This window comes from Paenibacillus oenotherae (genome assembly GCF_019443105.1).
GTDB classification, from domain to species: domain Bacteria; phylum Bacillota; class Bacilli; order Paenibacillales; family Paenibacillaceae; genus Paenibacillus_Z; species Paenibacillus_Z oenotherae.
In genome coordinates this window covers 229,182-253,115 of record NZ_JAHZIJ010000003.1, presented here as the reverse complement: position 1 = coordinate 253,115, position 23,934 = coordinate 229,182, and the positions used below count along the sequence as shown (strand labels likewise).

Here is a 23,934-nt window from a genome sequence, read left to right as displayed (position 1 = left end):
CATACATTTCCCTACCCTTTAAGCCGCTGCTTGCGCAGCGAGAACAGCTCGCGCAGTTCGTCGGTAGACAGCTCGGTAATCCAGTTCTCGGACTGTCCCACTACCTGATCGTTCAGTGTCTGCTTCCGGGTAATCATATCATCGATCCGCTCTTCCAGCGTACCAAGCGTCACATATTTATGCACCTGCACATTCCTCGTTTGTCCGATGCGGAAGGCACGGTCGGTCGCCTGGTTCTCCACTGCCGGATTCCACCACCGGTCGAAATGGATAACATGATTGGCAGCGGTCAGATTAAGGCCTGTTCCTCCTGCCTTCAGCGACAGCACGAACGCGCAGCCCGGCTGCTCCTCATCCTGGAATTTCCGGATCATCGCATCACGCGCCGCCTTGGGCACACCGCCGTACAAATAAGGCACAGCCACATTCAGCCGCTCCTCCAACAGCCGCTTGAGCGTTTCGCCCATCTCGACATATTGGGTGAAGATCAAGCAGCGCTCGCCCTCCGCCGCAATCTCCTCCACCATCTCCAGTACACGCAGCACCTTGTTGGAGCGCTCGGGATCCCAGGCATTCTTGATCTCTTCCTTGAGCAGCAGGTTAGGATGATCGCATACCTGCTTCAGCCTAGTTAAGGTAGACAGGATCAACCCGCGCCGCTGCATAGCGCCCAGCGATTCCAGCTTGCCGAGCAGCTCGGAGACAATATTCTCATATAGTGTGCCCTGTTCCACGGTAAGCGATAAGTAGGTGCGGGTCTCATTCTTGTCAGGCAGCGCCAGCTGAATGGCAGGGTCCTTCTTCACCCGCCGCAGCATGAATGGCTTCACCCACCGCTGCAGCTCGTTAATAATCTCCGCATTCCGCTCCCGTTCTATCGGAACAACGACCGCTTTGCGGAATTCATTGAGACTGCCGAGATAACCCGGATTGGTGAAATCATAAATCGACCACAGCTCAGTCAGCCTGTTCTCCATCGGCGTTCCAGTTAGAGCGACCCGATGGTTCGAGGGCAGCTTGCGTATGACACCAGATTGCTTCGTGTAATAATTTTTAATGTTCTGCGCTTCATCCAGGCACACAACATCCCACTGCATCCCGCATAATTCCTCTTCATCAATAGGCGTCAGCGCATAAGAGGTGATGACCAGATCAGCTTCCGCAGCAGCCGCAGCGAAGGCCTCTCCGCGATCACGCCGCGGCCCATAATGAACAAGCACCCGCAATGTCGGGGCGAACCGCTCCAGCTCCTTCTCCCAGTTGCCGATAACGGAGGTCGGGCAGATCAGCAGCGAAGGCCCCTGGCCATTGCCCTGCTCGATAATATGCTGCAAATACGCTGTGAATTGAATCGTCTTGCCAAGCCCCATATCATCCGCCAGACAGCCGCCAAGTCCGAACCGCCGCAGAAAAGCAAGCCAGGACACCCCCTGCAGCTGATAAGGCCGCAGTTCGCCGTGGAATGATTCCGGCTTCTCTACCAGCGGCAGATCCGCAGACTCATTCAGCTTGCCGATCCATGCCGCCAGATGCTCATTCAGCTCAACCTCGGCCTCCAGCGCTTCCATATCCTCACGCTCGGCTTCCAGCTCGGAGCCGCCGCGCAGATGCATCTCCAGCACATCCCGCATCGTGAAATCCCGCTTGCCGCCCTTCTTCTTCAGCCATTTGCGGATACGGTCCACATCGTCCGGGTCAAGATGCACCCATTCGCCGCCAACACGCATCAGCCGCCGGTTCTCCTCCGCAAGCCGCATAAATTCCGCTTCGGTCATATCGACATTGCCAACAGCGAGCTTCCAATCGAAATCCACGATCTGGTTCAGCCCGAACATCGGCTGCTCCGATGAGCCAACCGAAGACTTCACCTTTGCCTTAAGCCGCATCTTGCGGCTGCGCACCGCTTCCCACCAGCCTGGCAGCAGAACTGAACAACCGGCAGCCAGCAGACGCGCGCTGGCATCCTCAAGAAACGCCCATGCTTCGCCATCGCTCAGCTCGGTCTTGATTCCGTCCTCCGCCCGCTCCGTTCTGGCCCAGTCCGGCAGCGAAGCAAGCCACTTGGCCTCTTCCTTGCCCATCCGCTCGGCGAAATAAGGCCCCCATTCCGCTGGCGCATCCTGGGGCAGCCGCCAGCGGAGCCGTGAGCCCGCTTCCCCGGAAGCCGCTGCGGCTAATCCGTCGCCGCCGACAACGGCGGCAGGATCACGAAGAGCCTGAACCGCAGCTGTCTCTCCGCGACTGACAACCGCATATTCCGCATGATCTGCATCTTCCGCATAATCTGCATGATCCGCATTCACATTCAGCGCCGCCACGGTGGCTTCCTGTTCGTGAGCGCCGCCGCTATCAACCCGCCGCACAGCAGCAGCTGCGCGATTCAGCGTTATCCAGCGTCCGCCTTCGACACGATCCTGAACGGCCGGCCGCAGCCTCCAGCCCTCATCTTCATCCGGCTCAAGCAGCTGCAGCGCAGCCCGGAACGGAGTCGTATCCTTCTTCAAGCCAATGGCTACCAGCCAGTCTTCCTTATCCGCCGCCTTCATCATAAGAGCGCCGCTGCCTGAATCTGCAACGGTCTTCTCCCAGACTGCTGCGACACGGCTGTCGCCCTCGATCATTTCTTCAATGATATGGCTCAGCCATCTTCTGGCTGCTCCCTTATTCCCCTGCGCTTCCAGCGTATCCGCAAGCTCTTCCAACTGCGAGGCTGTTGCCCGCTCCGATCCCGGAACGGCGAGCTTCCAGGCCCGCGCATCTGCCGACCAGCGCGACCAATCCGGCATAAACCAGCCTTTCATAAGCGCTTGCCGCAGCAGCTTCGCCATCTCCATCAGCTGCAGCGCCTGCTCGCTCCATTCCACCCGAAGAAGCCGGGCCGGCTCCGGTGCGGCCAAATAGTCCATAGCGAGCAGTGCTGACATCGGAAGCTCCTTCACAGTGGAACGATCCTCCATCCGTTCCTCGATATCCGCTCCGTACCAGGAGGCCTCATGCCACGCGAACAGCAGATGCCTCGCCCGATGCGCAAGGCTTGAGGCATTAGACACCGCAAGCACGATGCCCTCCCCATCCTTCCAATATCCGTCAACCTTTACCGTTTCCGCACCTGTGAAGCCTCTCATGTAATAATCTTTCCTCTCCAAAGCTCTTCCTGCAGTGCCCGCAGCCGATGATGCTTGCGAACAATACCATCCACATAAAGGCTCCACTTATGAAGCTGCTTCTCTGCGCGATAGAGCCGCTCCAGCTTCTTCATCTGCTTGACTGCATGACGGTACCCTTGCCGATTGCGCGAGCGTATCGCAGTATCAATCGATTGATGATAGAGCGGAATAAGCGATTGCGGTGCGACCTTGGCCAGCTCCCTTACATCCCCCACATCCAAATCCTCAGGCTCGATGCCGAGCAGCAGCTGCAGATCGGTCCATTGCTCGTACTGCTGCCGCTGCTTCCAATGATCCGTGAGCGCAGAATAGGAATGCGGCAGGAATGAGATCAAGTACTGCTGCCATTTCGGATTGTCCGGCTGCCGCTCGTCGGCAATTCTGCACATCGACAGGAAAGGCCCGAATGCCCGGGACTTGCGCTCAATGGACAGCCCGCCGAACAAGTAAGTGATCCAGCTCTCCAATCTGTCCCAGTCGCTCTCCTCCAGCCGCTGGAAGGCGCAATCGCAAGCAAGCAGCACCGTTCGGTTGAACACGGTCTCACCCAGCAGCCCGATTGCGGCTTCATCGCGCCCATCGGCAAAGGCCAGATAAGCCATCGCCATCGGGAAGAAAAAGCTCTGTCTCCCCGCATCTTTGGCCGCCTCCATCTGTGCAGTCAGCCAAGCTTCCTCGCCGGCACGCCACTCCGAGTTATCAATAAGGCGGGACCACAATGCAAAATACATCATTTCCCAGCGATGCAGCTGCATCTCCCGATCCATGTCCCGATCATGGAACATCGCAAGCAGACTCTGAACCGCCTCATGCTCGTTATCCGTCATCTCACTGGGCTTAAGATCCGCTGCCAGCTCAAAATAATGCGTAAGCCAAGGCTCCGTCATCCGCGCGTAGGCCATCTCATAATAATAGCGGCTGTAGCTGTCAATCATCGAATAGGCCTTCTCCGCCTGCTCGATCACGAACAGAATTGCATGCATCCAATGGATGCGCCGCAGCCCTTCGTCCCACGTCTTCGACAATCCCTTCAGCGCCGACAGCACCGCCTGCAGCGGGTGAAGCGAATGACGGCATAATTTCCACGATGCGCCATGCAGGCGCTCCATCTCTTCCAGCCATCCTCCCGGATTCATCCGGTCAACATGTACATCCCTGCCATCTCGTCCTTCCGCTTCGCCCCCCCGACGAGCGGAATTCCCAATAACCTCTCTCTGCGTTACCAACTCGCCGCCATTGAGCAGCCAATTGTATATTTCGTCCGCACTCAGATCCGGCGCATAATGATAATAGGCGAAGAAAACAGCCGCCATATGCTTGCAATAGCCATTATATGGACATGTGCATGTACTGTAGCTGAAATCGTCGCCGTCAAGCGTAACCGCATAGAAATCGCTGCCGCGTACAGTTCCATAGATCGCGGAGCCGTCTTCCATAACCTCCACAGAATGCACCTTGTCCCGACGGTAATAGTCCCATCCCCGCTCAATCAGGTGCAGCGGCATGGCAGCAGCAAGCTCTCCCTCCATTTTCACCCGCATGTCCTCGTGCAGCTCAATGAAGTCCATTCCCGTCCCTCCGATCTTATTCAACATCCCTCTATTATATCAAAATAAAAAGCTTCCTGCTCAGACTATTCCGTCCAAGCAAGAAGCTAATCCTCCTTAAATTCCGCTGCAAGCAGCCTGCCTCAGCGTATCTCTTCATCTAATGGGGGATTCGGATAATGAAGGCGATCCAGTCCTCCTTATCCATCACAATCCGCACCGTTCCTTTATACTGATCCACAATGGACTTTACAATAGCCAGACCAAGGCCGTTATGGGCATCATTCTTCGTACTGTAGCCCGGATCGAAAATCCGCTTATCGCTCAGCTTGGCCGTATCGTCACAAATATTGCTCACCACAAACTCCAGATAGCCCTCCTGCTGACAGCCTCTGGCACTGACACAGCGCCGTTCCTCCGCATAGCTCTGCACCTCATCGAATGCATTGTCAATCAGATTGCCCAGCATTCTGGTCAGATCCAGCGACTTGACCCCAAGCTCCAGCTTGTTAAGATCGGTAAAATCCGCCTTCAGCTTGATTCTCATTGCTTCCGCCTGCGAAATTTTGGAGCGGATAAGCGCCGCTATCGCCGGATTGCCGATATTAATAATATCGTTCATCTCGCGTATCTCGCCTGCTAGCTCTGCCGTATACCGCTTCAGCTCTTCCGTCTTGTTCATCTGGGCGAAGGAATGAATGGTCTGCACATGGTTCATGAAATCATGCCGCTGCGCCCGGATCGACTGGAACAACCCGTTAACCTCATCGACATAAGTCTCCTGCGCTTTGCGAACCAGCTTATCCCTTGATTTGCGATATGCGATGAAGGCCAGATAGAGAACCAGCAGACTCAGCAGCGTCACGATGGCAATAATGAGAATAATTCCGACAAACTGCTTGTCGAGCTTGTCCTGAATCGACTTGTAATCCGCGACGAGCATTAGAACGTACCGGTTGATCGGATCCCCGTTCTCATCTACCATGCTTGCTGATTTCTCATCGATTGAAACAGGAATATAGAGCTTGATGATATGCTTGCCATCCATATGCGTATCCAGCCATACATAATCATCCTGCTCATTCGCCAGCTTCACATTCGCCTTATCGCTGTCATGCTTGAAGCGGTTCGAGCCGCTAATGATGGGCTCCTGCGTCATATGCTTCAGCTCTTTGCCCTCTTCCGTTATCGTCGTCCGGGTTCCGAGCGGGAAGGTGTGAGGGTTGATAACCGCAATTTCTACAATGCTGCTGTTCTCTCCAAGCGTACGGGTGATGAGACGGCTCACGCCTGTTCGCTCCTCATAATGCAGCTGCCTGTCATCAAAGCTGATGTAGGGATCGATTATATAATCGGTTGTTCCATCGTAATAGTAGCCCCACTTGTTCACCTTGCTCGTATCCGAGCTTGAGAATTCGAAAGGGCCGCTCCAGAAATTCTCCAGCTTCTGTCCCCAGTCAATCGTAACGCGCCGCTCATCGAACAGCTGCTTGAACGCCTTGTACCATGGGTCCCAGGTCTTGGTTTTCAAGCCGATTTGTCCGGGGTCGGATGATTTGGCAAGAATGATATTGTCAGGGGTCCGCTGCAGCAGCGTAATATCCAGCAGATCCAGCTTATCGCTTAATTCGCCGAGCTGTGCGTTCGTAACCTTTTCCAATTCGGGATTAAGCGCGAACTGTGCAGCAATAGAAGCCGCCCTTAGCTCGCGTCCGATCTGCTCCTGATAGACCTCGGCGCCGTTTCTGGACAGCTCGATGGAGATTTGAATCTGTTTGGCAACCGACTCCAGCTCATGACGAAGATTATCCTCAAGCGATTCTTTGGTAGTAAAATAATAGATCGTGTTGTTGACACCTAATAAGACGGTTATCAGAATAACGGTCAGCAGCCAGACGTTCCGACTCATCGATATGCTCCCTCGGTAACTAATGGTCCTGATTCTAAACTACTACACAGTATGAATGATTTTCGCTATTAGGACAATGATAGAAAAGAACATATATGGAAGCGATCCATTCCATTATCCTGACATTGCCTGCCGAGAGAGCATATTATGAATAAAATCACGCTGCAAACCGCTATTTCACTGCACGGAATCTTAACCAGGCCATTAGTGCCCACTTGCGCTCCGACCGTTTCTTATAACGGGGAAGCATGCGATAGATCGATCTGCATTCAGCAAGCGCCTCTTTCTCATCCTCCTTGCGGCCCAGCTCCCGATACATCCCGGCCAGCCGGTAATAAGCCTCGCAGGAGGAGGATTGGATATGGCGAAAAGATTGGAGATACCCGATTGCCCGCGCAGGGTCGCTCTTCGCATACAATGATGCCAGCCGCAGGTAAGGGGCGCCGTATTTGACACGCGGATTGATCGCCAGCGCATTGTTGATCGCCGCCTCTGCGGCAGCCGTCTCTGATAAGCCGGCCAGACAACTGCCGAGGTCATCCCAATATTCTGCGGACTGCTCTAATGCATCCTGCAGCGGCATCAGCCATTCTTTTGCTTCCTTATAACGTTTGCGCTCAACCAGCAGCCTGCCGAGCTCGTGCTTGGCGGGAATATCATTGGGATTCATAGCTGCCTGCTGGCGAAGCCGCCCGATCATCCTCAGCCGTCTGTAAGGCTTTACGATGCTTGGAGTTACGCCCACGAACCGCCGGTCAAGCGCATACAGCAGAACCAATAGAACAATAAGAGCAAGGAAAGGATTGCCGAACAGCCACCACAAGAAACCAAATGCAATAAATTTAATCACCTGTCACACCTGCCTATTCGTCATGCATCATGAATTAATAAATTATCCCATAATTGTATCTGATCATCGCACCTTTAGGTAGTCATTTCGTCAAAAATGGCACCTTGAACATGCAACCTCTTGCTTAAAGCTTGAGGAGCGCCGTAAACTGAAGAAAACGGAAGCTGGCTGTGGAGGATGATCAAGATGAAAGAACCAATCGAACGAATGAAAGCCCGCCTTCCGGAATGGCTGGAGGCAAGCCGCATGCGGGCGGCGGAAGGCCAGGTTGCAGCTTACATACCGGAGCTTGCGAAGGCATCCCGCGATGCGCTGGGCATCACTGTAATGGGTCGCGGCGGCGAGAGCGCATCGGCAGGCGATACGGAGATGCTCTTCACCATGCAGAGCATCTCCAAAGTGTTTACACTGCTGCTTGCTTTCATTGATAATGGCGAGGACGCTGTCTTTGCCAAGGTTGGGATGGAACCGACTGGCGATGATTTCAACTCGATGCTCAAGCTTGAGCTAGTGGAACCGGGCAAGCCGTTCAACCCGCTTATTAACGCAGGCGCTATCGCCATATCTTCACTCATACACGGTGCTACCCCTGCGGAGAAGACCGAGCGTATTCTGCGATTTTTCCGCACAGCGGCGGCCGACTCTTCATTGACCTTCAGTGAAAAGGTCTATCGTTCCGAATCGGCAACAGCGCACCGGAACCGCTCGCTCGCTTATTTTCTGAAGGATAATGAGGTGCTTGGAGAAGAGATAGAAGTGGAGGATGTGCTCGATGTCTACTTCAAGCATTGCGCTGTCGAAGTGAATGTCGGCCATCTGGCGCGAATGGCCCTGATTCTGGCCTTCAACGGTACCGACCCGTTAACCGGAGAAGAGCTCGTCCCCCGCCGTTACGTGCAGATTGCCAAGACGTTCATGTTCTCATGCGGCATGTACAACGCCTCAGGCGAATTCGCCATCCGTGCTGGCATTCCGGCCAAAAGCGGCGTGTCCGGCGGCATACTTGCCCTCGTCCCCGGGCAGTACGGCATCGGTGTGATCGGCCCCGCCCTCGGGCGCAAGGGCAACAGTGTAGCAGGGGTTCACCTGCTGGAAACGATGTCCGAGGCCTTCGATTGGAGCTTATTCTGACGAGCCAGGCCGATTCGGACTGAGCTAATCCGATTTAATTCAATCTAATCCAAGCCAATCCAAAAACCTATTCAATCTAATCTAATATCTAATCGATGCCAGGCCCAAGCCTAGCATGCCATGTTCGATTCGACAATGCCTGCAAACATTGGGACTGCCGGAAATTCCTTCTGCCGAGAGCAGCGCATCCTCAAACGTCAAACAAGCCTGCGAAAACGCAGGATTGTTCCTCGTTCTGGCTTGGTGAAGACCAAATGCCTGCCAAAGCGCAGGCATTAAACCGGATTTGTCCATATCGGACCAATTCGGCCTGTAATTCCTGCGCACTCGCAGGAATTCTGCCACCTATGGCTTTTTTAACCGAAATGCCTGCTCTTGCGCAGAATTTCTTCTCTTCCTGCCGAGATGAAGGCAATCGCTGATTTCGTTTGGAGCCCATTAATGACCAACGGAGGCAAAACGATGAAGGTACGGCTTGTAAACGGATATTTCCAGGTTTTTCCTCCTACAACCGATATGGGGGGGTAGTTTTGGGAGCTGTGAGCGGTTTTTTCGGCTTTAAAGTCACGTTTCGCGTGGGCGGGACTGGTTCCTTGAAGCAGCAGCAAGGAAATTCCCGCCTATAATGCGCAGCAGGTGGCATTGCCAAGTACGTATCAGTCCCTCAATAATGGAAAAAGCATCTCCCGCCCACTCTGTATACATTCACAGGTGGTCAGGAGATGCTTTTGCTTATTGCCGGAACTCCCGCATCAGGGAAGCCCGAGCTGCATTAACCGATATGCATCATCATTTCCGGTTTCTCATTGTCCGCGCCTTCCGCGACGCGCTTCGGTCTATTGAGGATTAATCCAAGCAATCCGCCGCCGACAGCAATACCCGTCAGCACGAGGAACGTGTCTCCGAAGGAGAGCGAATACATCTCCAGCTTCGACGTTGCAGTTGGTCCATAGACCTTCATGCGGCTGGCCAGAATTGTTGCCAGGCCTGCAATAGCGAAGGAGGACATAACCTGCTGAGCAGCATTCGTAAGCGAGGAGACCCGGCTGACCAGATTTCTTGGCGCCGACTGCATGAGATGCGTATTGAGCGGCATCATCGACAGGCCCATTCCCGCGCCCAGAAGCGACAGCGGAATAATAATCATCGCGAGGCCGGATTCGGCATCGACCTGCGACAGTATAGAAGCTGCTACGGTGACTAGCGTCATCCCGATAAGTACTAGCGGACGAGCTCCAATCCGGTCATACAGCGTACCGGCTATTGGCATGAAGATCCCTGCGGCTACAGCCTGCGGGAGCATAATCAATCCCGTTTCGAATGCCGTATATCCCTTGGCATCCTGCAGGAATAAAGGCACCAGGAACATCGTTCCGAACAAAGCAATCTGTGAAATCCATTGTACAACGATACCTTTGGAGAAATCAGCAGATTTGAAGACACGAAGCTCAAGCAGCGGATCCTTGCGATTCAGCTCGACAATAATGAACAGAATCAACGCAGCGACTCCGACACTGATTGCGATAATCGTCTTCGCAGCTGTCCAGCTAGTCGCGCCTTCTGTAACACCATAGGACAGAGCGGCGAATGCAAGCGGCGCCAGAATGATTCCAAACTTATCCAGCGAAGCGACAGCCTGGCGTTCAATATTGGGCAGAGTGCGCATGCCGAGCAAAATACCGATGATCCCAATTGGAATGTTGATCAGGAAGATCCATTTCCAGCTTGCATAGTCGACTAGCCAGCCTGCTACTACCGGGCCAAGTGCTGGCGCGAGCAGAATCGGGATCCCCATCATGCCCATAACCGCCCCTACTTTCTCAGGCGGGCTTAAACGGTAAGTAAACGCCATTGCAATCGGCATCACCATTCCTCCGCCAAGACCTTGAAGGATACGGTAAATAACCAATTGCTCCACCGACGTTGCCAGTGCGCATAGAAGCGAACCGACTGTGAACAGAAAGACGGAGATCAGGAATACTTTCTTCGCCCCGAACCTGTCGGAGAGCCATCCGGCCAGCGGGATGACCGCGGCCTGTGCAAGCGCATAGCCTGTTACAGTCCACTGTACCAGCTGATAATCCACTTTGAACTCGGCCATTAACCCCGGAATCGCAACATTAACTGCTGTTCCATCCAGAATAACCATGAACAGGCCGACGATGATGGCAGCTAGCGGAGCCAGAATTTGACGAATAGAGAACGGTGCACCACTACTTGCCGGTGCTTGTTTGGCTGACATTGAATTTTCCTCCTACCCTAATGCTCTGTGACTGGCGAACCCGCTCGTACGTTCGGCATGCAAGAAGCCCAGCATTGACCTCTCTCACCATTCGGGAGTACAATTAGAACGCTTGATAGCAGCGCGCAGCAGTCCATAGCTTATAATCTAAGCGGACAATTGTCCGCTTAATAGATATTACTCCCGTGCTGCTGCTATGTCAATAAAAGTCATATGATTTTTTTGTATCGAGGTGTAGCCATGCAACAACGTAACGAACGCAGAGACGCTGCCGAGCACCGACAACTCATCCTTCAAACCGCGAGCCAATTGTTCGTCACACATGGTGTTGAAAGTGTCAGCATGCATCAGATCGCCAAATCCGCCGGAATCGGGCAAGGGACACTCTATCGCCGTTATTCCAGCAAAGCGGATCTGTGCACGGAGCTGCTTCAAGACAGCTTCCGTCGATTCACGGAGGAATTGGACAGTTACTTGATGACAGCCGCCCATCTCCCCGTTCAAGAACGATTGCTGGAGCTGATGAGCAGATGGATAGATCTCTCTGTTGAGAAGCTTCAATGGTTCCATGTCATTAAAGCGCCTACCTTCTGTTCTGTTGACGAAGTCAAATATTATAATATACCTCCCTGTCTATATTTGAAGGCGGTATTGGAGCGGCTGCTTCAAGAAGCGGTTGACAGCGCTGAAATCCGTCCGCTCAATGCGGAGTTTACCGCATTCAACATTGTAACCGGCATCAATCCGGAAGCCTTTATCCATCTCATTCAGGAACGCAATTACTCTGGCGACCAAATCAAAAAACATTTTCTCGACCATTATCGCCGCACATTGTTTGCAGGAGATTAAATGGCACCCAAAAAAGGAGCGCTCATCAACTTTGCCTTGCTCTGTGCAAAGTTGATAAGCGCTCCTTGTCGTAGGTAGAACCGTCAAATCCGATCCCGGTATTTTTTTTGCGAATCGCACCGCGCGCAGCTCCCGGCGCGCGGTGTTTCGCTGCATGGCGGCGGTCGGTCGGCCGATTGGCTCCAGCCGCTCAGAAACCTCACAATGCCGGTGCAGCCCAATCTCCGATGTCCGCTTGCTTCTTGCCCAGAATCGGCTTATTCGGCAAATAATGAAGCGACTTGATGAAACGGATCGTGCGTGTCTTGGCTCTCATCACAATGGAGTGTGTCTCTGCGCGCTGATCTGGAAGCATCTGGACACCACCAAGAAACTCACCGGGCGTTACGCCCGTAGCAGCAAAGATCACATCCCCTGTGCCAATCATATCGTCCATACGAAGCAGTTTGCGCGGATTGGTCAAGCCCATCTCGACACAGCGCTGCGCCTGCTCCTCATTCTCGGGCATCAGTCTGCCCTGAATTTCACCGCCCAGACATTTCAGCGCTGCCGCCGCCAGTACGCCTTCAGGCGCTCCGCCGGAACCGACATACAGATCAATGCCCGCCTCAGGGAATGCGGGCGCGATCGCACCCGCCACATCGCCATCGGAGAGAAACTTGATCCGTACGCCTACTTCCCTTAGCTCCGCGACTAACGTCATATGCCGGTCACGGTCGAGTATCATGACCGTAATGTCCGATACCTGCTTGTTCAGCGCCAGCGCCGCCTTCTCGACAGTCGTGCGGATGGGATCATCCAGACTCAGCTTTCCAGCCAGGAGCGGACCGACTGCCAGCTTCTCCATATACATGTCAGGAGCATGCAGCAGATTGCCCCTTGGCGCAACGGCGATAACTGCCATTGCATTATTAAGCCCTCTGGCGACAATCTCCGTCCCCTCAAGCGGATCAACCGCCACATCCACCTCTGGCCCCTGCATGCTGCCGACTTGTTCGCCAATGTACAGCATCGGAGCCTCGTCCATCTCCCCCTCGCCAATAACGACCGTTCCTTGAATCGAGACCGAATCAAGCATCGCCCTCATCGCATTCGTCGCCGCCTCGTCTGCATGATGCTTGTCCCCCCGGCCCATCCAGGGCGCTGAGGCCAGAGCCGCCAGCTCAGTTACCCGTACAATTTCCAGTGACAGTTCGCGTTCCATGCTGCATCGCCTCCATTATGCTAGTTCCTGAAGCCACTGAATGATCGTACCTGCTGTTTCCTCAATTGCTTTGCCAGTCACGTCAATGACCGGACAACGCAGCGATTTCATTATCATGTCCGCATAATCAAGCTCGGTCTGGATACGGTCAAGAGACGCATATTGCGCTGAGAAAGGAAGCCCCATCGCCTTGAGCCGTTCCGTCCGAATGCTGGAGAGCTGCTCTGGCTTCATCGTCAATCCGACAATCAGCTTGCCCCCCTCAACACACAGCTCTGAGGGAATCTTCACCTCGGGAACGAGCGGCAAATTCGCCACACGAATGCCCTTGTGCGCCAGATAGATGCTGAGCGGCGTCTTCGAGGTTCGGGATACACCGACAAGCACGACTTGTGCGAGATGAAGCCCGCGGGTGTCCTTGCCGTCATCGTATTTGACTGCAAATTCAATCGCCTCAATCCGGCGAAAATAATCGTCATCCAGCGTATGGAGCAGCCCCGGCTCCCGCTTGGGCGAATCATTGAATGTATCGATAAACGCTTGCAGCATTGGCCCCAGCACATCGATCGCGCGTACTCCTTTGCGCAGCGACTCCTCCCTCATCGCTTCGCGCAGCTCCGGCTGAACCAGCGTATAGGCAATGAAACCGCCGCTTGCCAGCGCTTCCGCCACTATGGCGCTAATCTCGTCCTCTGTCTTAATATGGCTGAACCGCTTTAATTTCACCTGCTCGAGCGCAAACTGTCTCATCGTTGCTTTGGCGACAGCCTCAGCCGTTTCTCCAACAGCATCGGAGCAAATATAGATCGGGTATGTTTGTCTGGCCAACTTGAGGTTCCTCCTATCCTTGCCTGTGCATCTCGAGCTCTGTCTCTGTCATCCAGCGGATAATATTGGTTTTGCTGATCCAGCCCGTTACTTCAACCTGCCTTGAGGATACTTCTCCCCCGGATACGACAGGCAGACCGTCCATCTCATGCATAAGCATCTTGTTGACCGCATCCAGCAGCGGCTGATCCGATCGGACGGCAACGATAGAAGGCAGCCGGTTCATCGCCATGCTGACCGGAATCGACGCCGCGTTCGGATTGCCCAGCGTAATCTTCAGCAGATCCTTAGGTGTCACCACGCCTACAAAATGCTGCTGCTCATCCACCACAGTCAGCGCCTCCGCATTCCCCATGAACAAGGTGATGACCGCATCATGCACAGATACGGTCTCCGCCACATTGATCGGCATTCCTTGAACATCCTTCACAAGCGCACCCTGCCACCGTTTGAACCCATTCTCCCGCCCGTTGCTTGCATCACCGAGAGAATAGCCGACCTTAGGCTTCGCTTCAAGCAGACGGAGCATGACGAGCAGCGACAGATCCGCCCGCAGCGTCGGCTTGCTGATGCCCAGCATCTCGGCGATGCCATCTCCGGTGATCGGGGCGTGAAGCTTCACAAGCTTCACAATCTCCATCTGACGTTGGGATAACGTAATATAAACCACACCTTTGTCTTAAATATCACTAATATAATGTAACATCCATATAATAGTTCATCATATATATTAAGTAATGTATCATATATCTTTTTTAATGTGCAATATAAAAATGCTGCTCCTTCGGTTTACGGACGAATCGTTACACGGGTGCGTATAGGTACGATGCCGGCAAGCTCAAGCACATCGTTGTTATACATGCGTATGCAGCCATGGGATACCTCTCTGCCGATGGAGGCCGGATCATTCGTGCCGTGGATGCCGTAGTGCGGCCTGGATAGTCCCATCCAGAACGCGCCGTAAGGCCCTCCGGGGTTCGGTTGTTTATTCACAATCGTGAACTCGCCGGCCGGTGTTCGCGTCAGCATTTTGCCAATGCCAACTGGAAACCCGCGCACCACTCTGTTCCCATCGAGCAAATACAGCTGTCTGTCCGAGAGATCCACAATAATCCGATAAGCAGGCATGTCTCTTCACTCCTTCTATCTTAGGGCATAGGGCAAGAACCCCGATTCCATCAATCAAAAAGCCCTCCGCCAACGCTTCCAAAGCTGGAAGCATGGCAAGAAGGCTTAATAAGGTATACGGTGATGTCAAATGACTAGCTCCCCAAGCTTGATTAGCTCGACAACCGCCTGCGAACGACCTTTGACATTCAACTTCTGCATCACATTTGAGATGTGGTTTCGCACGGTCTTTTCACTGATGAACAATTGCTGCGCGATATCTCTAGTTGTTTTATCCTGTACCAACAGTTCAAAGACTTCACGTTCACGATGGGTTAATAAAAATTTGCTCTTCTGGTCGCTACCCTTCAAAATTCGTCACCCCTCCTTGCTCGGGTTTTTATGGTTTAACAAGGTTAAGGGATACAGTCAAAATATAGTATGAAGGGGCGCCTGCTGTGGTGCAGTACCCTAGGAAAAATGGGCAGTTTTCCATAGCTCCACGTAAACAGATTCTGTTTGATGTGCATCGTCAATGCTGTTTCACGCAACTGGTTTTTTCTACGAGCATTGCTCTTTAATAAAATAAACCGATCAGGCGAGGTGAGGCTGATGAAATGGGAACAAAATATCGAACAACAACATCTGAGTCGCTTTGTGTTGGCGGAAGCGTTAAAAGCCACTTCAAGCGGTCGAATACGTTATTATTGAAGACATGACCGTCATTAAGATTATGATATTCCGCAAGAAGCTTGGAGCAAAAACCCAACACTTTCACAAGCTATATCCGTCACGAGAACTTTACGTATTCCATACCAATATGAAGCCTGCGAATGTGCATGAATTTCGGTTCCAAGACGCCATAATGGTTAAATTCCTGCGATCAGGCATGAATTTTGGGGAAAATCGTCCGATAAGGTGAAACGAAGGTAAAATACCTGCACTCTGGCAGGCATTTCACCCTCATGGGGTCAGAAACGAACAAATAAATGCCGTTTCGCATCTTTCGCCTGGTTCGCATCTCGTATCTCGCATCTCGGCACCTCTCGGCGTTTGAAATGACGGATCGTCCTCGTTGTTACATCAACCATCAGTCACAAGTTTTTCCATTAACTGACTGAGCAAGATTTGAAACACGCCAAGGTTAATCTGAATACTTATGGACACACTAAGCCAGTCCAGTCCGCCATCCGCTATGTAAAAAGAAGAACAACCGACCGCCGCATCCGCTGCGAACGTTACCGATTGTTCCTTTTGCTTCGGGCAACTCTTATGTGATTAGTACTGATTATGCCGGGCAAAACTTACCGCTTGTTCGCTTGATGGGGAAAAATGCGGTCAACCATCGCGTTAAATTCGACGATAAAGCCCTGAATCGGATGACCGAGCCGCACATCATCCATGTAAGCAGTCATCCGGTCTACAAAGTCGGGGTTAGCAGATACATACACATTATCCACCTGCGGCACCATTCCTTTCACCTTGCCCGCGATTTGTGACTTGAGATCCTCAGTAACTTTCGAATCCAATCCCTTCATGCGGCTGCCGTCATAAACACCGGCGGAAAAATCCTTGCTGCCGTTCACTCCCAAATGCCTGTACCCTTGATTCGTTCTGCCCAGCGGCTGTGAAGGCACTTGACTCCTGCTCATCGCATTCGGGCCAACCTTCTTCTTCCCATCGTCGAGAGATACGGCAACATAAGCATTATTATCGGTCAGCATCACATATGCCTTGTTGACTTCCTTCATGGCGGCAAGCTGATCAGCAACCTCTTCGCTCATCTCAAGCCGGTAATTTTTGTGAAGGCCGATGATGTTGTTGCTGTTCAAGCGGCGGCCATCCTTGCGGTTCATCTCATTATTCTGGTCATCAGCGAAACGCTTGCTCATAATGCGATTGCCACTCATGTCATAACGGACATTGTTCTCACGAATGTTGCGGTTGCCAAGATCGCCTTGCTTATCCGAGCACCCGGCAAGCATCGTGCTCAATGCGGCAACTGCTGCGATCAGTACCCATTTGCGCTGCATTTGTCATCCTCCGTTTTCATTATGAGATCATGATGCGACCCGTTCTTAGCGTTAGCACAATAGGTGGTGGCTATGCTGGCAAGTTTTTGACCCGTGTGCGGAAGTTGACAAAATGGCGGGTATTCAGTACAGTAAAGATATACTTAGCACCTGGTACTAGTACTTGATAATAAGATGATAATAAACTGTTATTAAATGGATAATACACATTAGAGGAGCTGGTCTGGAATGTCTCATCCATCCTTTCAATCGGCGGCAGCATTAACTGCATTCGGCTCATACGTGCCCGACCGTATTTTAACCAATGAGGACTTATCCCGAATCGTCGATACGAATCATGAATGGATCGTTCAGCGTACAGGCATTGTCGAGCGGCGGATCTCGGCGGAGGATGAGTATTGCAGCGATCTTTGCTTTGCGGCAGTGCGCAATATGCTTGAGCGGTACCCTGTACAGCTCCAGGATGTCGATTTTGTCCTTGTTGCAACGACTACACCCGACACCTTCTTCCCAAGCATGGCAGCCCGCGTACAGGCGGAATTCGGAATCGCTTCATGCGGGGCTGTCGATATTCAAGCGGCATGCGCCGGCTTCGTCGCAGCGCTGCAAATTGCCAACGGACTCATTCTGACAGGTGTGCATCGCAAAATTCTCGTTATCGGCACAGAAACCTTGTCCAAAATAACGGATTACACCGACCGTACAACATGCATTTTGTTCGGGGACGGCTCCGGGGCTGCTCTTGTGGAGAGAGCTGACAAGGGCGCTTTCATCGGCTCCTATGTATCGACCAGTGGCGGAGAGGGCCATCAATTGTATCGTTCCAGCCTGTCCTCCTCCATTAATGGCAAGGAGATACTGGCCAATGGCAAGATTGTTCAGAATGGCCGTGAGGTGTACAAGTGGGCTGTAAGCCAGGTCCCAAGAGGAATTAACGCCCTGTTGGAGCGCTACTCGCTTACCGTGGAGGATATCGATTGGTTTGTTCCGCATAGTGCCAATATGCGCATTATTGAATCGGTTTGTGAGAAAACAGGCATTCCTATCGAACGCACGCTGTCCAGCATTGAGCATTATGGCAATACTTCAGCCGCCTCGATTCCGCTTGCTATCGACCTCGCATTGAAGGAAGGACGTATGTCGGAGGGTGATACGGTTCTGCTCTACGGCTTTGGCGGCGGCTTGACAGAGTCTGCGCTGCTGCTGCGTTGGACACTCTAGCATATCCCCCGCAATAATAGAGGCTAATCCGGAACCGCCAAGGTTCCAGATTAGCCTCTTTGTCAGCACTTAACTGTCAAATGCTTCAAACCCGTATAACGATCCCGCAGCTTATGCGCTTCTCGCAGCGCCTCCTCTATCAGACTTTCAGACAAGCCGATAGCGGCTGGTTCGGCCGGGCCGCCCGCCCGAGCCAGCCAATCGCGCAGCTGCCTCCAGTCCGGCAATTTGCCGAATATATGCGGATATTGCTCCCCCAGCCGTTCGCGGTACAGCTTCGCCAGCATGACGGAGGCCACGCCTACCTTTGCTCCGTGCAGCAGTTGGCGGCGCCCTTCTTGAATATAAGCCATCTCCCAATGATGAGACAGATGATGCTCCCCTCCGGAAGCAGGACGCGAGTGACCGACCAGCAGCATGGACCAGCCTGATAAAAGCAGCGCCTCCATCAGTACAGCTAACCCTTTTGCCGACCCTGTTGCAATCTCTTCCACATTGGCTACACAGCTCATGAGCGCACGCTCCGTCAGCTCGTAGGCGATCGGGCAGAACGGCTCACCCGCCATTTCATGGGAAAAGCTCCAATCCGCAAGAGAGGTGAATTTGCCCAGCATATCCGCAAAACCCGCAGCTGTCATGCTCTGAGGCGATGCCGCCAGCACATCCAGATCGGCGAACACCGCAATCGGCGCAACTGCCGGCACCGTTTGCTTGAAGCCGTCTATAATAAGCGGCGCACCGACGGAAGTAAATCCATCGACCGATGCAGCGGTCGGAACGGATATGAAATCGCGATGAGTCTGATAACAGACGAACCGGACGATATCGTGAATCGTACCCGAACCAACCGCAAGCACCGCCCCTGCTTGGCGCGGCATATCCAGCAGCACCCGGACGACTGCCCGCTCATCTGCGATAACATCTCCCTGGCTGTCAGGCAGCAATGTACAAATCGCATAGGAAACCGAGGCGCCGGATAACCTCGCTGCAATGCGCTCGCCCGCCGCCTGCCATGTGCTGCTGTCCACTACCAGCATAACCGAATGATACTGCTTTTCCTGCAGATAAGGCGCAATTTTGTCAAGGGCCCCGGCCTCCAGCACACCGTCCATCTTGATCGGAGCAAGCGTAACTCCCTCTGGCTTCAAACGGGCTGCTTCATTCACTTCAGCTAACATTTCGCGTATATCCATGCTGCCTCCTTGTTCCTTGCCACAATTCATTTTCCGTCATTGTACCATAACTGTACGGATGGAATCTTTGCCCTGGAAGGACAAGTACCCAGAGCCGAAGCCAGTCTGCCTTCATATACTGCAACAAGTGAAATTTCGGATACAAGCCGGCACTTCCAACTTGCTATTACAGCGCTTCTGATAGAAAGGACGGTCGCGATGAAGCTGCTCTTTACCTATTTTGTCCCCAGCGGGGGGATTGAAACCTTGAACCGGCTGCGCTGCAGAGCACTGCGGCAGGTTGGCATGGAAGGTCATTTGCTCTACCTGTGGGATGGTGCCGGCAGGCAGAACATTACCGATATTCCCTGCTTCGTGACGAATGACGACAATGAAATTCGAGCAATAATCCAAAGCCACCGTTATGATGCCGTTATCGTGACATGCGACCATCTCATGCTTCAGCGCATTCGCGGACTAGGGTACAACGGCCCGCTGATCTATGAATCTCAAGGCCTCGGCGGTCACGAGCAGGCTAGAAGCACGATTGAATTCGCCTCCCTGTTCATCAAGCTGTATGCTCAGGCGGTCATCAGCCCCCCTGTCTCTCATATGATAGAGCTGTTCCGCACGTATTTGCCCGGCTTTCCCCGCTTCTTTGTCCAGAATATGATAGATACAGATCGTTTCGTCTACCAGAATGCACGTTGGCTGAATCCTTCTGGCAGCCCTATTCTTGCCTGGATTGGAAGGCTTGAACAGAATAAGGACTGGCAGCTTTTCTTGCGGATCGGTGAACAGGTAGCACGGCATCTGCCCGATGTCCAGTTGTGGATGTTTGAGGATGCCAACATATCAGAGCCGGGCGAACGGGAGAAATTCAGCCGTCTCATACATGAGCTGAACCTGCTGCCGCGGTTGACGCTGCGCTCCAACGTTCCCCATGATCATATGCCCCACTACTTGTCGGCAGTCGGGGACTCTTCAGGCTTGCTGCTATCTACCTCTCACCTCGAAGGCTTCGGCTACGCCGTTGCGGAGGCAATGAGCTGCGACTGTCCGGTGCTCTCTACCGATTCAGACGGTGTACGCAGCTTCATCGAGCATAACCGGACAGGCAAGTTTTTCGTAACGCGGACAATATCCGAGGCTGTTGCCGAAGCGCTGCAGCTCATAAACAACCGCCCCTTCACCGATTCCATCCGCCAGCAGGCGAAGGAGCATATTCACGCGTTGTTCTCCCCGCGCCGGTACGCGGCTGATATCGTTAATGTTATGGTTGAGCTTGGTCTTCGTCCTTATCAGAGCGGTTGAAGACAGACTGATAGGTCGAGCGAAGGCCATCGACAAACCGGATGGAAGGAATCCACCCCAGCATTCGCGCGGCCTTGTCCGGCATGAACACACTGCGGGCGACGTCCGCCGGGCGCGCGTCCCCGTGGCGAATATCTAGTGGAGCATCATGCAGCTTGGCAAGCTCCCCGGCAACCGCATTAATGGACCAAGCCTCTCCAGTTCCTATGTGTATCGTCTCGCAGGCTGCGCGGCTAGCCGCATTCACACATGCGCGAACGACATCATCGACATGTACGAAATCGCGGACTTGATTGCCTTTCCCATGTATAACGAGCGGCAATCCCCTGGCCATTCTCTCTAGAAAAACAGCGACAACGCCGCCATCTCCCCTCGCCCTCTGACCGGGCCCATAAACATTTGCGAATCGTAGAATCGTATAAGGCACGCCATGCATACGCCAGTACCAAGTCGCATATCGCTCTGCGGTACGTTTGGAAAGCCCGTAAGAAGATACGGGGGATTCCGGTGTATTTTCATCCAGGATGCGCTGCCCCGCCTTGCCGAAGACAGCCGCCGTCGATGCGAGAATGATTTTTGCTGAAGCCAGTCTGCAGCCTTCCAACACCCGCAGTGTGCCAATGACATTCGTCGTCATATCTGCGCTCGGATCAAACAAGGAGCGGCTGACATCGGCCTGTTCCGCCAGATGATAGACAAGATGGGGACGCATGTCCGCAAGAAGCGCCGGCAGTTCCCCATCGTTAACATTGAGGGAAAGAAAGCGTGCTCCAGAAGGAATGTTGCTTATGCTCCCGGAAGACAAATCGTCCACAACAACAACCTCGTACCCGGCCGAGAGCAGCGAGGCAGCCAGCCGAGATCCGATAAAACCCGCACCACCTGTCACGACTGCCCTCACATCGCCTTCCTCCCCTCGTCCAATTGATATTTCTAATGCTCTATTCTATGAAATCAGCGCATCAAAAATATGGACACATCACAGAAAGTCGCGCATAATGCCGAAAATGGACGAATGATGGCGTTCATCTGTCGTGTCTGCAAATGCCCGATCTCCATATAGTAGAAGTAGAACTGAACAATTCGAGGTGAAGGACATGACACCTAAAGTGTCGATTATTATTCCCTTTTATAATGATCCTTATATCGATCAAGCGATTGTCAGCGCACTCTATCAGACCTATCCCAATATCGAGGTCATCGTCGTTGACGATGGATCTACGCTTTACCAGGAGCGCATTGCGCCATATCGATCCCGCATCCACTATATTGGCAAAGCAAACGGCGGCACCGCCAGTGCCTTGAACTACGGCATGGCGCTGGCTACGGGCAAATATGTCGCTTGGCTCAGCTCCGACGACCGCTTCCTCCCCGATAAAATCGCCAAGCAGGTGGCTTATATGGAGCAAACAGGCGCACAGATCAGCCATACCGATTTCGATCTTATGAACGAGCATGGGACGATTACAGATCGTGCCGTATCCGCCAAATTTCCAACAGCCAAAGCCTTTATCAATGCCTTGAAGCAGGGATGCCCGGTGAACGGCTGCACCATTATGATGACCAAGGATTTGCTCCGCTCTATCGGCTGGTTCAACGTGTCGCTGCCGTACACGCATGATTACGAGCTGTGGATACGCATCATTCTGGCACGTGTTGATTTTCATTTCATTAACGAGCCTCTAACAGTCTATCGCCGCCATCCACAGATGGGTACGGTGAGGCATTTTGACTCCGTGCTGCTGGAAGCGAACACGATCAACAGCTTGTACGCGTCCAGAATCGATTTCCTCCTGGCTCAGCTGCCCGACTGACAACAGACCATTCATGCAAACTTAACAAGCAAACCACTAACAACGAGCAAACTACTCTTCACATCACGCAAGTAATTCTCCCAGACGAATTTTCCAGACGATACAAGCACAATAGCCAAGCAAAATTAAGCTTGGAACGTCCGGCAAGCTTTGCCGCATTGGCGGACTCTCTCGCATCCAGCGATCTTTACCGCATCCGGCGGCATCTGGGCAGGCCGATGTAGAGGAAGCCTGCGGAAGTGCAGGCTTTCCCGTTAAAATAGCCATAGTTAGTTAAATACCTGCAATAATGCTGGAATAGTAGGCGGAATTAGACAATTGAGGAGAAATATCGAGAAATTCCTGCGCTCTGGCAGGCATTTCATCTTCAACAGGCCAAAACGAGTAAAAAGCATGCACCTTTGCAGGAATTTGCGCAGGATGCAGGAATGTACGCAGGGCACAGAAACTTGCGCAGGACAAAAGAAACTTCACAGAACACAGGAATGTGCACAGGACGCCGGAATACTTGCAAAACGCCAGAAGGTTCGCAGAAAGGCTCGACGGTCGCAGAATCGCTCCCCAGGCAGGAGGAATCTCAAAATCTGGCCCCTTCTACTACTAATCCCTCATTCTCTCTTTCTCTCATTCATCAGACTGATCCGCACATTACCATATATTCCCTCAAACCAACCACAAACCGCCTCCCGACAGCAACCACTATAGCTGTCGGGGGCGGTTTGCCCCATTGGCCACACAAATGCGCACGCTTATGGAAATGGCTCGACACAGCAGTTACTCCTGCCACCTGCTTATCAAGAGCCGCCTTGTACAGGCTGAAGAAAACCTAGTTTCGCCGTATACAGCTGCCATCGTTTCGCATACTTGGCGAAGGTCTGCTTCGACTCCCGCTCGATCACCTCGCTGTGACGCAGCGTACCCATTCCATCATGCACACGATAGGCGCTCAATATTTTCTCCACTAGCAGAAAAGGAATTCCGGCAAGCAGCACTCTGAACCAATAATCCAGATCATGTGTAAAGGGGAGCGTTTCATCGAATTGCCCGATGTGGCGATAAAGCGATTTGTTCATCATTACGGTGCATCCGTTGACCGGATTGCTGTGTGCCAACGCGCGGTAAAATTGTCCCTTGTCATTATTAGGCGGCATAATCGCCAGAGCTGTCATCCTGCCACCGCCGTCAATCTGATCAAAGCCCGTATGGCTGATCCAGGCTCCGCACCGCTCCATCTCCTCCAACTGCCGTTCGATCTTCTCCGGATAGAAACGGTCGTCGGAGCTGAGCCAAGCGATATAATCACCGCTCGCAAGGCGAAAACCATGATTCAACGCGCTGGCCGTTCCCCCGTTCGCCTTTCCCAAATAATGGACACGCCCCTCATACTGTCTGAGCTTATCGGCATGGATCGTTGATCCGTCATCCACGACAATGATCTCCAAATTTCTGTAGGTCTGAGCCAGCGCACTCTCGACCGCTTCCGTTACATACGGGTCATTGTAAAAAGGGATGACGATCGTGACTTTCGGTCGTTTTGCAGCCATCC

20 protein-coding genes are annotated in these 23,934 nt (G+C 53.0%); 5 read left to right on the top strand and 15 right to left on the bottom strand.

Annotated features, from left to right (window positions below; genetic code table 11):
* Positions 1-11: 11 nt before the first annotated feature.
* The 4 genes from K0T92_RS07325 to K0T92_RS07310 all read right to left on the bottom strand — a co-directional run bounded on the left by K0T92_RS07325 (position 12) and on the right by K0T92_RS07310 (position 7,473).
* Positions 12-3,125 (bottom strand): DEAD/DEAH box helicase, encoded by a 3,114-nt coding sequence (locus tag K0T92_RS07325; RefSeq protein ID WP_246627949.1) that lies wholly within the window; start codon positions 3,123-3,125, stop codon positions 12-14.
* The gene (locus K0T92_RS07320; protein WP_219871780.1) at positions 3,122-4,735 is read right to left on the bottom strand and encodes an SWIM zinc finger family protein; all 1,614 of its coding nucleotides are present in this window, start codon (positions 4,733-4,735) and stop codon (positions 3,122-3,124) included. The genes K0T92_RS07325 and K0T92_RS07320 overlap by 4 nt, the downstream gene beginning before the upstream one ends.
* 139 nt (positions 4,736-4,874) lie before the next feature.
* Complete coding sequence (locus tag K0T92_RS07315) at positions 4,875-6,623, bottom strand: sensor histidine kinase (protein WP_219871779.1); 1,749 nt, start codon at positions 6,621-6,623, stop codon at positions 4,875-4,877.
* A 172-nt stretch (positions 6,624-6,795) separates the two neighbouring features.
* Positions 6,796-7,473, bottom strand: a complete 678-nt coding sequence (locus K0T92_RS07310; protein ID WP_219871778.1) for a tetratricopeptide repeat protein — start codon at positions 7,471-7,473, stop codon at positions 6,796-6,798.
* A 186-nt stretch (positions 7,474-7,659) separates the two neighbouring features.
* Between K0T92_RS07310 and glsA the strand changes: the two genes are divergently transcribed.
* Positions 7,660-8,604 carry a glutaminase A gene (gene glsA, locus K0T92_RS07305; protein WP_219871777.1) on the top strand — a complete coding sequence of 315 codons (945 nt, stop codon included), beginning with the start codon at positions 7,660-7,662 and terminating at the stop codon, positions 8,602-8,604.
* 356 nt (positions 8,605-8,960) lie between these two features.
* On the opposite strand, the gene K0T92_RS07300 is transcribed toward glsA, so the two are convergent.
* Positions 8,961-9,212: a hypothetical protein gene (locus K0T92_RS07300; protein ID WP_219871776.1), complete on the bottom strand. Its 252-nt coding sequence runs from the start codon at positions 9,210-9,212 to the stop codon at positions 8,961-8,963.
* Positions 9,213-9,376: 164 nt separating this feature from the next.
* Entirely contained in the window at positions 9,377-10,846 is a 1,470-nt protein-coding gene (locus K0T92_RS07295; RefSeq protein WP_219871775.1) for a DHA2 family efflux MFS transporter permease subunit, read from the bottom strand.
* A gap of 240 nt (positions 10,847-11,086) precedes the next feature.
* On the opposite strand from K0T92_RS07295, the gene K0T92_RS07290 reads away from it, so the two are divergent.
* Positions 11,087-11,695 carry a TetR/AcrR family transcriptional regulator gene (locus K0T92_RS07290; protein WP_219871774.1) on the top strand — a complete coding sequence of 203 codons (609 nt, stop codon included), beginning with the start codon at positions 11,087-11,089 and terminating at the stop codon, positions 11,693-11,695.
* A 199-nt stretch (positions 11,696-11,894) separates the two neighbouring features.
* On the opposite strand, the gene glpX is transcribed toward K0T92_RS07290, so the two are convergent.
* The 6 genes from glpX to K0T92_RS07260 form a co-directional block, all read right to left on the bottom strand.
* Entirely contained in the window at positions 11,895-12,899 is a 1,005-nt protein-coding gene (gene glpX / locus K0T92_RS07285; RefSeq protein WP_219871773.1) for a class II fructose-bisphosphatase, read from the bottom strand.
* A gap of 15 nt (positions 12,900-12,914) precedes the next feature.
* Positions 12,915-13,727 carry a pyruvate, water dikinase regulatory protein gene (locus K0T92_RS07280; RefSeq protein ID WP_219871772.1) on the bottom strand — a complete coding sequence of 271 codons (813 nt, stop codon included), beginning with the start codon at positions 13,725-13,727 and terminating at the stop codon, positions 12,915-12,917.
* 13 nt (positions 13,728-13,740) lie between these two features.
* Positions 13,741-14,367, bottom strand: coding sequence for a CBS domain-containing protein (locus tag K0T92_RS07275; protein WP_219871904.1), 627 nt, complete (start codon positions 14,365-14,367; stop codon positions 13,741-13,743).
* 149 nt (positions 14,368-14,516) lie between these two features.
* The gene (locus tag K0T92_RS07270; protein WP_219871771.1) at positions 14,517-14,855 is read right to left on the bottom strand and encodes a L,D-transpeptidase; all 339 of its coding nucleotides are present in this window, start codon (positions 14,853-14,855) and stop codon (positions 14,517-14,519) included.
* Between the two features lie 126 nt (positions 14,856-14,981).
* Positions 14,982-15,206: a helix-turn-helix domain-containing protein gene (locus K0T92_RS07265; RefSeq protein WP_219871770.1), complete on the bottom strand. Its 225-nt coding sequence runs from the start codon at positions 15,204-15,206 to the stop codon at positions 14,982-14,984.
* 932 nt (positions 15,207-16,138) lie between these two features.
* Positions 16,139-16,867 (bottom strand): YhcN/YlaJ family sporulation lipoprotein, encoded by a 729-nt coding sequence (locus tag K0T92_RS07260; RefSeq protein WP_219871769.1) that lies wholly within the window; start codon positions 16,865-16,867, stop codon positions 16,139-16,141.
* Positions 16,868-17,095: 228 nt separating this feature from the next.
* Between K0T92_RS07260 and K0T92_RS07255 the strand changes: the two genes are divergently transcribed.
* Positions 17,096-18,088 carry a ketoacyl-ACP synthase III gene (locus K0T92_RS07255; protein WP_219871768.1) on the top strand — a complete coding sequence of 331 codons (993 nt, stop codon included), beginning with the start codon at positions 17,096-17,098 and terminating at the stop codon, positions 18,086-18,088.
* Between the two features lie 62 nt (positions 18,089-18,150).
* Here K0T92_RS07255 and K0T92_RS07250 read toward each other — a convergent pair whose 3' ends face one another.
* Positions 18,151-19,281: a sn-glycerol-1-phosphate dehydrogenase gene (locus K0T92_RS07250; RefSeq protein ID WP_219871767.1), complete on the bottom strand. Its 1,131-nt coding sequence runs from the start codon at positions 19,279-19,281 to the stop codon at positions 18,151-18,153.
* 198 nt (positions 19,282-19,479) lie between these two features.
* Between K0T92_RS07250 and K0T92_RS07245 the strand changes: the two genes are divergently transcribed.
* The gene (locus K0T92_RS07245; RefSeq protein ID WP_219871766.1) at positions 19,480-20,574 is read left to right on the top strand and encodes a glycosyltransferase family 4 protein; all 1,095 of its coding nucleotides are present in this window, start codon (positions 19,480-19,482) and stop codon (positions 20,572-20,574) included.
* On the opposite strand, the gene K0T92_RS07240 is transcribed toward K0T92_RS07245, so the two are convergent.
* On the bottom strand, positions 20,534-21,475 hold the full coding sequence (locus tag K0T92_RS07240) for an NAD-dependent epimerase/dehydratase family protein (protein WP_219871765.1): 942 nt from the start codon (positions 21,473-21,475) through the stop codon (positions 20,534-20,536). The genes K0T92_RS07245 and K0T92_RS07240 overlap by 41 nt on opposite strands.
* Before the next feature lie 196 nt (positions 21,476-21,671).
* Here K0T92_RS07240 and K0T92_RS07235 point away from each other — a divergent pair, with 196 nt between their 5' ends.
* Positions 21,672-22,388, top strand: a complete 717-nt coding sequence (locus K0T92_RS07235; protein WP_219871764.1) for a glycosyltransferase — start codon at positions 21,672-21,674, stop codon at positions 22,386-22,388.
* 794 nt (positions 22,389-23,182) lie between these two features.
* Here K0T92_RS07235 and K0T92_RS07230 read toward each other — a convergent pair.
* Positions 23,183-23,932: a glycosyltransferase family 2 protein gene (locus K0T92_RS07230; protein ID WP_219871763.1), complete on the bottom strand. Its 750-nt coding sequence runs from the start codon at positions 23,930-23,932 to the stop codon at positions 23,183-23,185.
* Positions 23,933-23,934: the final 2 nt, after the last annotated feature.

Coding starts and splice junctions, on each gene's coding strand:
- K0T92_RS07320 (WP_219871780.1), bottom strand. CDS start 4,735: ATGGACTTCATTGAGCTGCACGAGGACATGCGGGTGAAAATGGAGGGA.
- K0T92_RS07235 (WP_219871764.1), top strand. CDS start 21,672: ATGACACCTAAAGTGTCGATTATTATTCCCTTTTATAATGATCCTTAT.
- K0T92_RS07325 (WP_246627949.1), bottom strand. CDS start 3,125: ATGAGAGGCTTCACAGGTGCGGAAACGGTAAAGGTTGACGGATATTGG.
- K0T92_RS07245 (WP_219871766.1), top strand. CDS start 19,480: ATGAAGCTGCTCTTTACCTATTTTGTCCCCAGCGGGGGGATTGAAACC.
- K0T92_RS07295 (WP_219871775.1), bottom strand. CDS start 10,846: ATGTCAGCCAAACAAGCACCGGCAAGTAGTGGTGCACCGTTCTCTATT.
- K0T92_RS07260 (WP_219871769.1), bottom strand. CDS start 16,867: ATGCAGCGCAAATGGGTACTGATCGCAGCAGTTGCCGCATTGAGCACG.
- glpX (WP_219871773.1), bottom strand. CDS start 12,899: ATGGAACGCGAACTGTCACTGGAAATTGTACGGGTAACTGAGCTGGCG.
- glsA (WP_219871777.1), top strand. CDS start 7,660: ATGAAAGAACCAATCGAACGAATGAAAGCCCGCCTTCCGGAATGGCTG.
- K0T92_RS07270 (WP_219871771.1), bottom strand. CDS start 14,855: ATGCCTGCTTATCGGATTATTGTGGATCTCTCGGACAGACAGCTGTAT.
- K0T92_RS07250 (WP_219871767.1), bottom strand. CDS start 19,281: ATGGATATACGCGAAATGTTAGCTGAAGTGAATGAAGCAGCCCGTTTG.
- K0T92_RS07290 (WP_219871774.1), top strand. CDS start 11,087: ATGCAACAACGTAACGAACGCAGAGACGCTGCCGAGCACCGACAACTC.
- K0T92_RS07275 (WP_219871904.1), bottom strand. CDS start 14,367: ATGGAGATTGTGAAGCTTGTGAAGCTTCACGCCCCGATCACCGGAGAT.
- K0T92_RS07255 (WP_219871768.1), top strand. CDS start 17,096: ATGTCTCATCCATCCTTTCAATCGGCGGCAGCATTAACTGCATTCGGC.
- K0T92_RS07315 (WP_219871779.1), bottom strand. CDS start 6,623: ATGAGTCGGAACGTCTGGCTGCTGACCGTTATTCTGATAACCGTCTTA.
- K0T92_RS07230 (WP_219871763.1), bottom strand. CDS start 23,932: ATGGCTGCAAAACGACCGAAAGTCACGATCGTCATCCCTTTTTACAAT.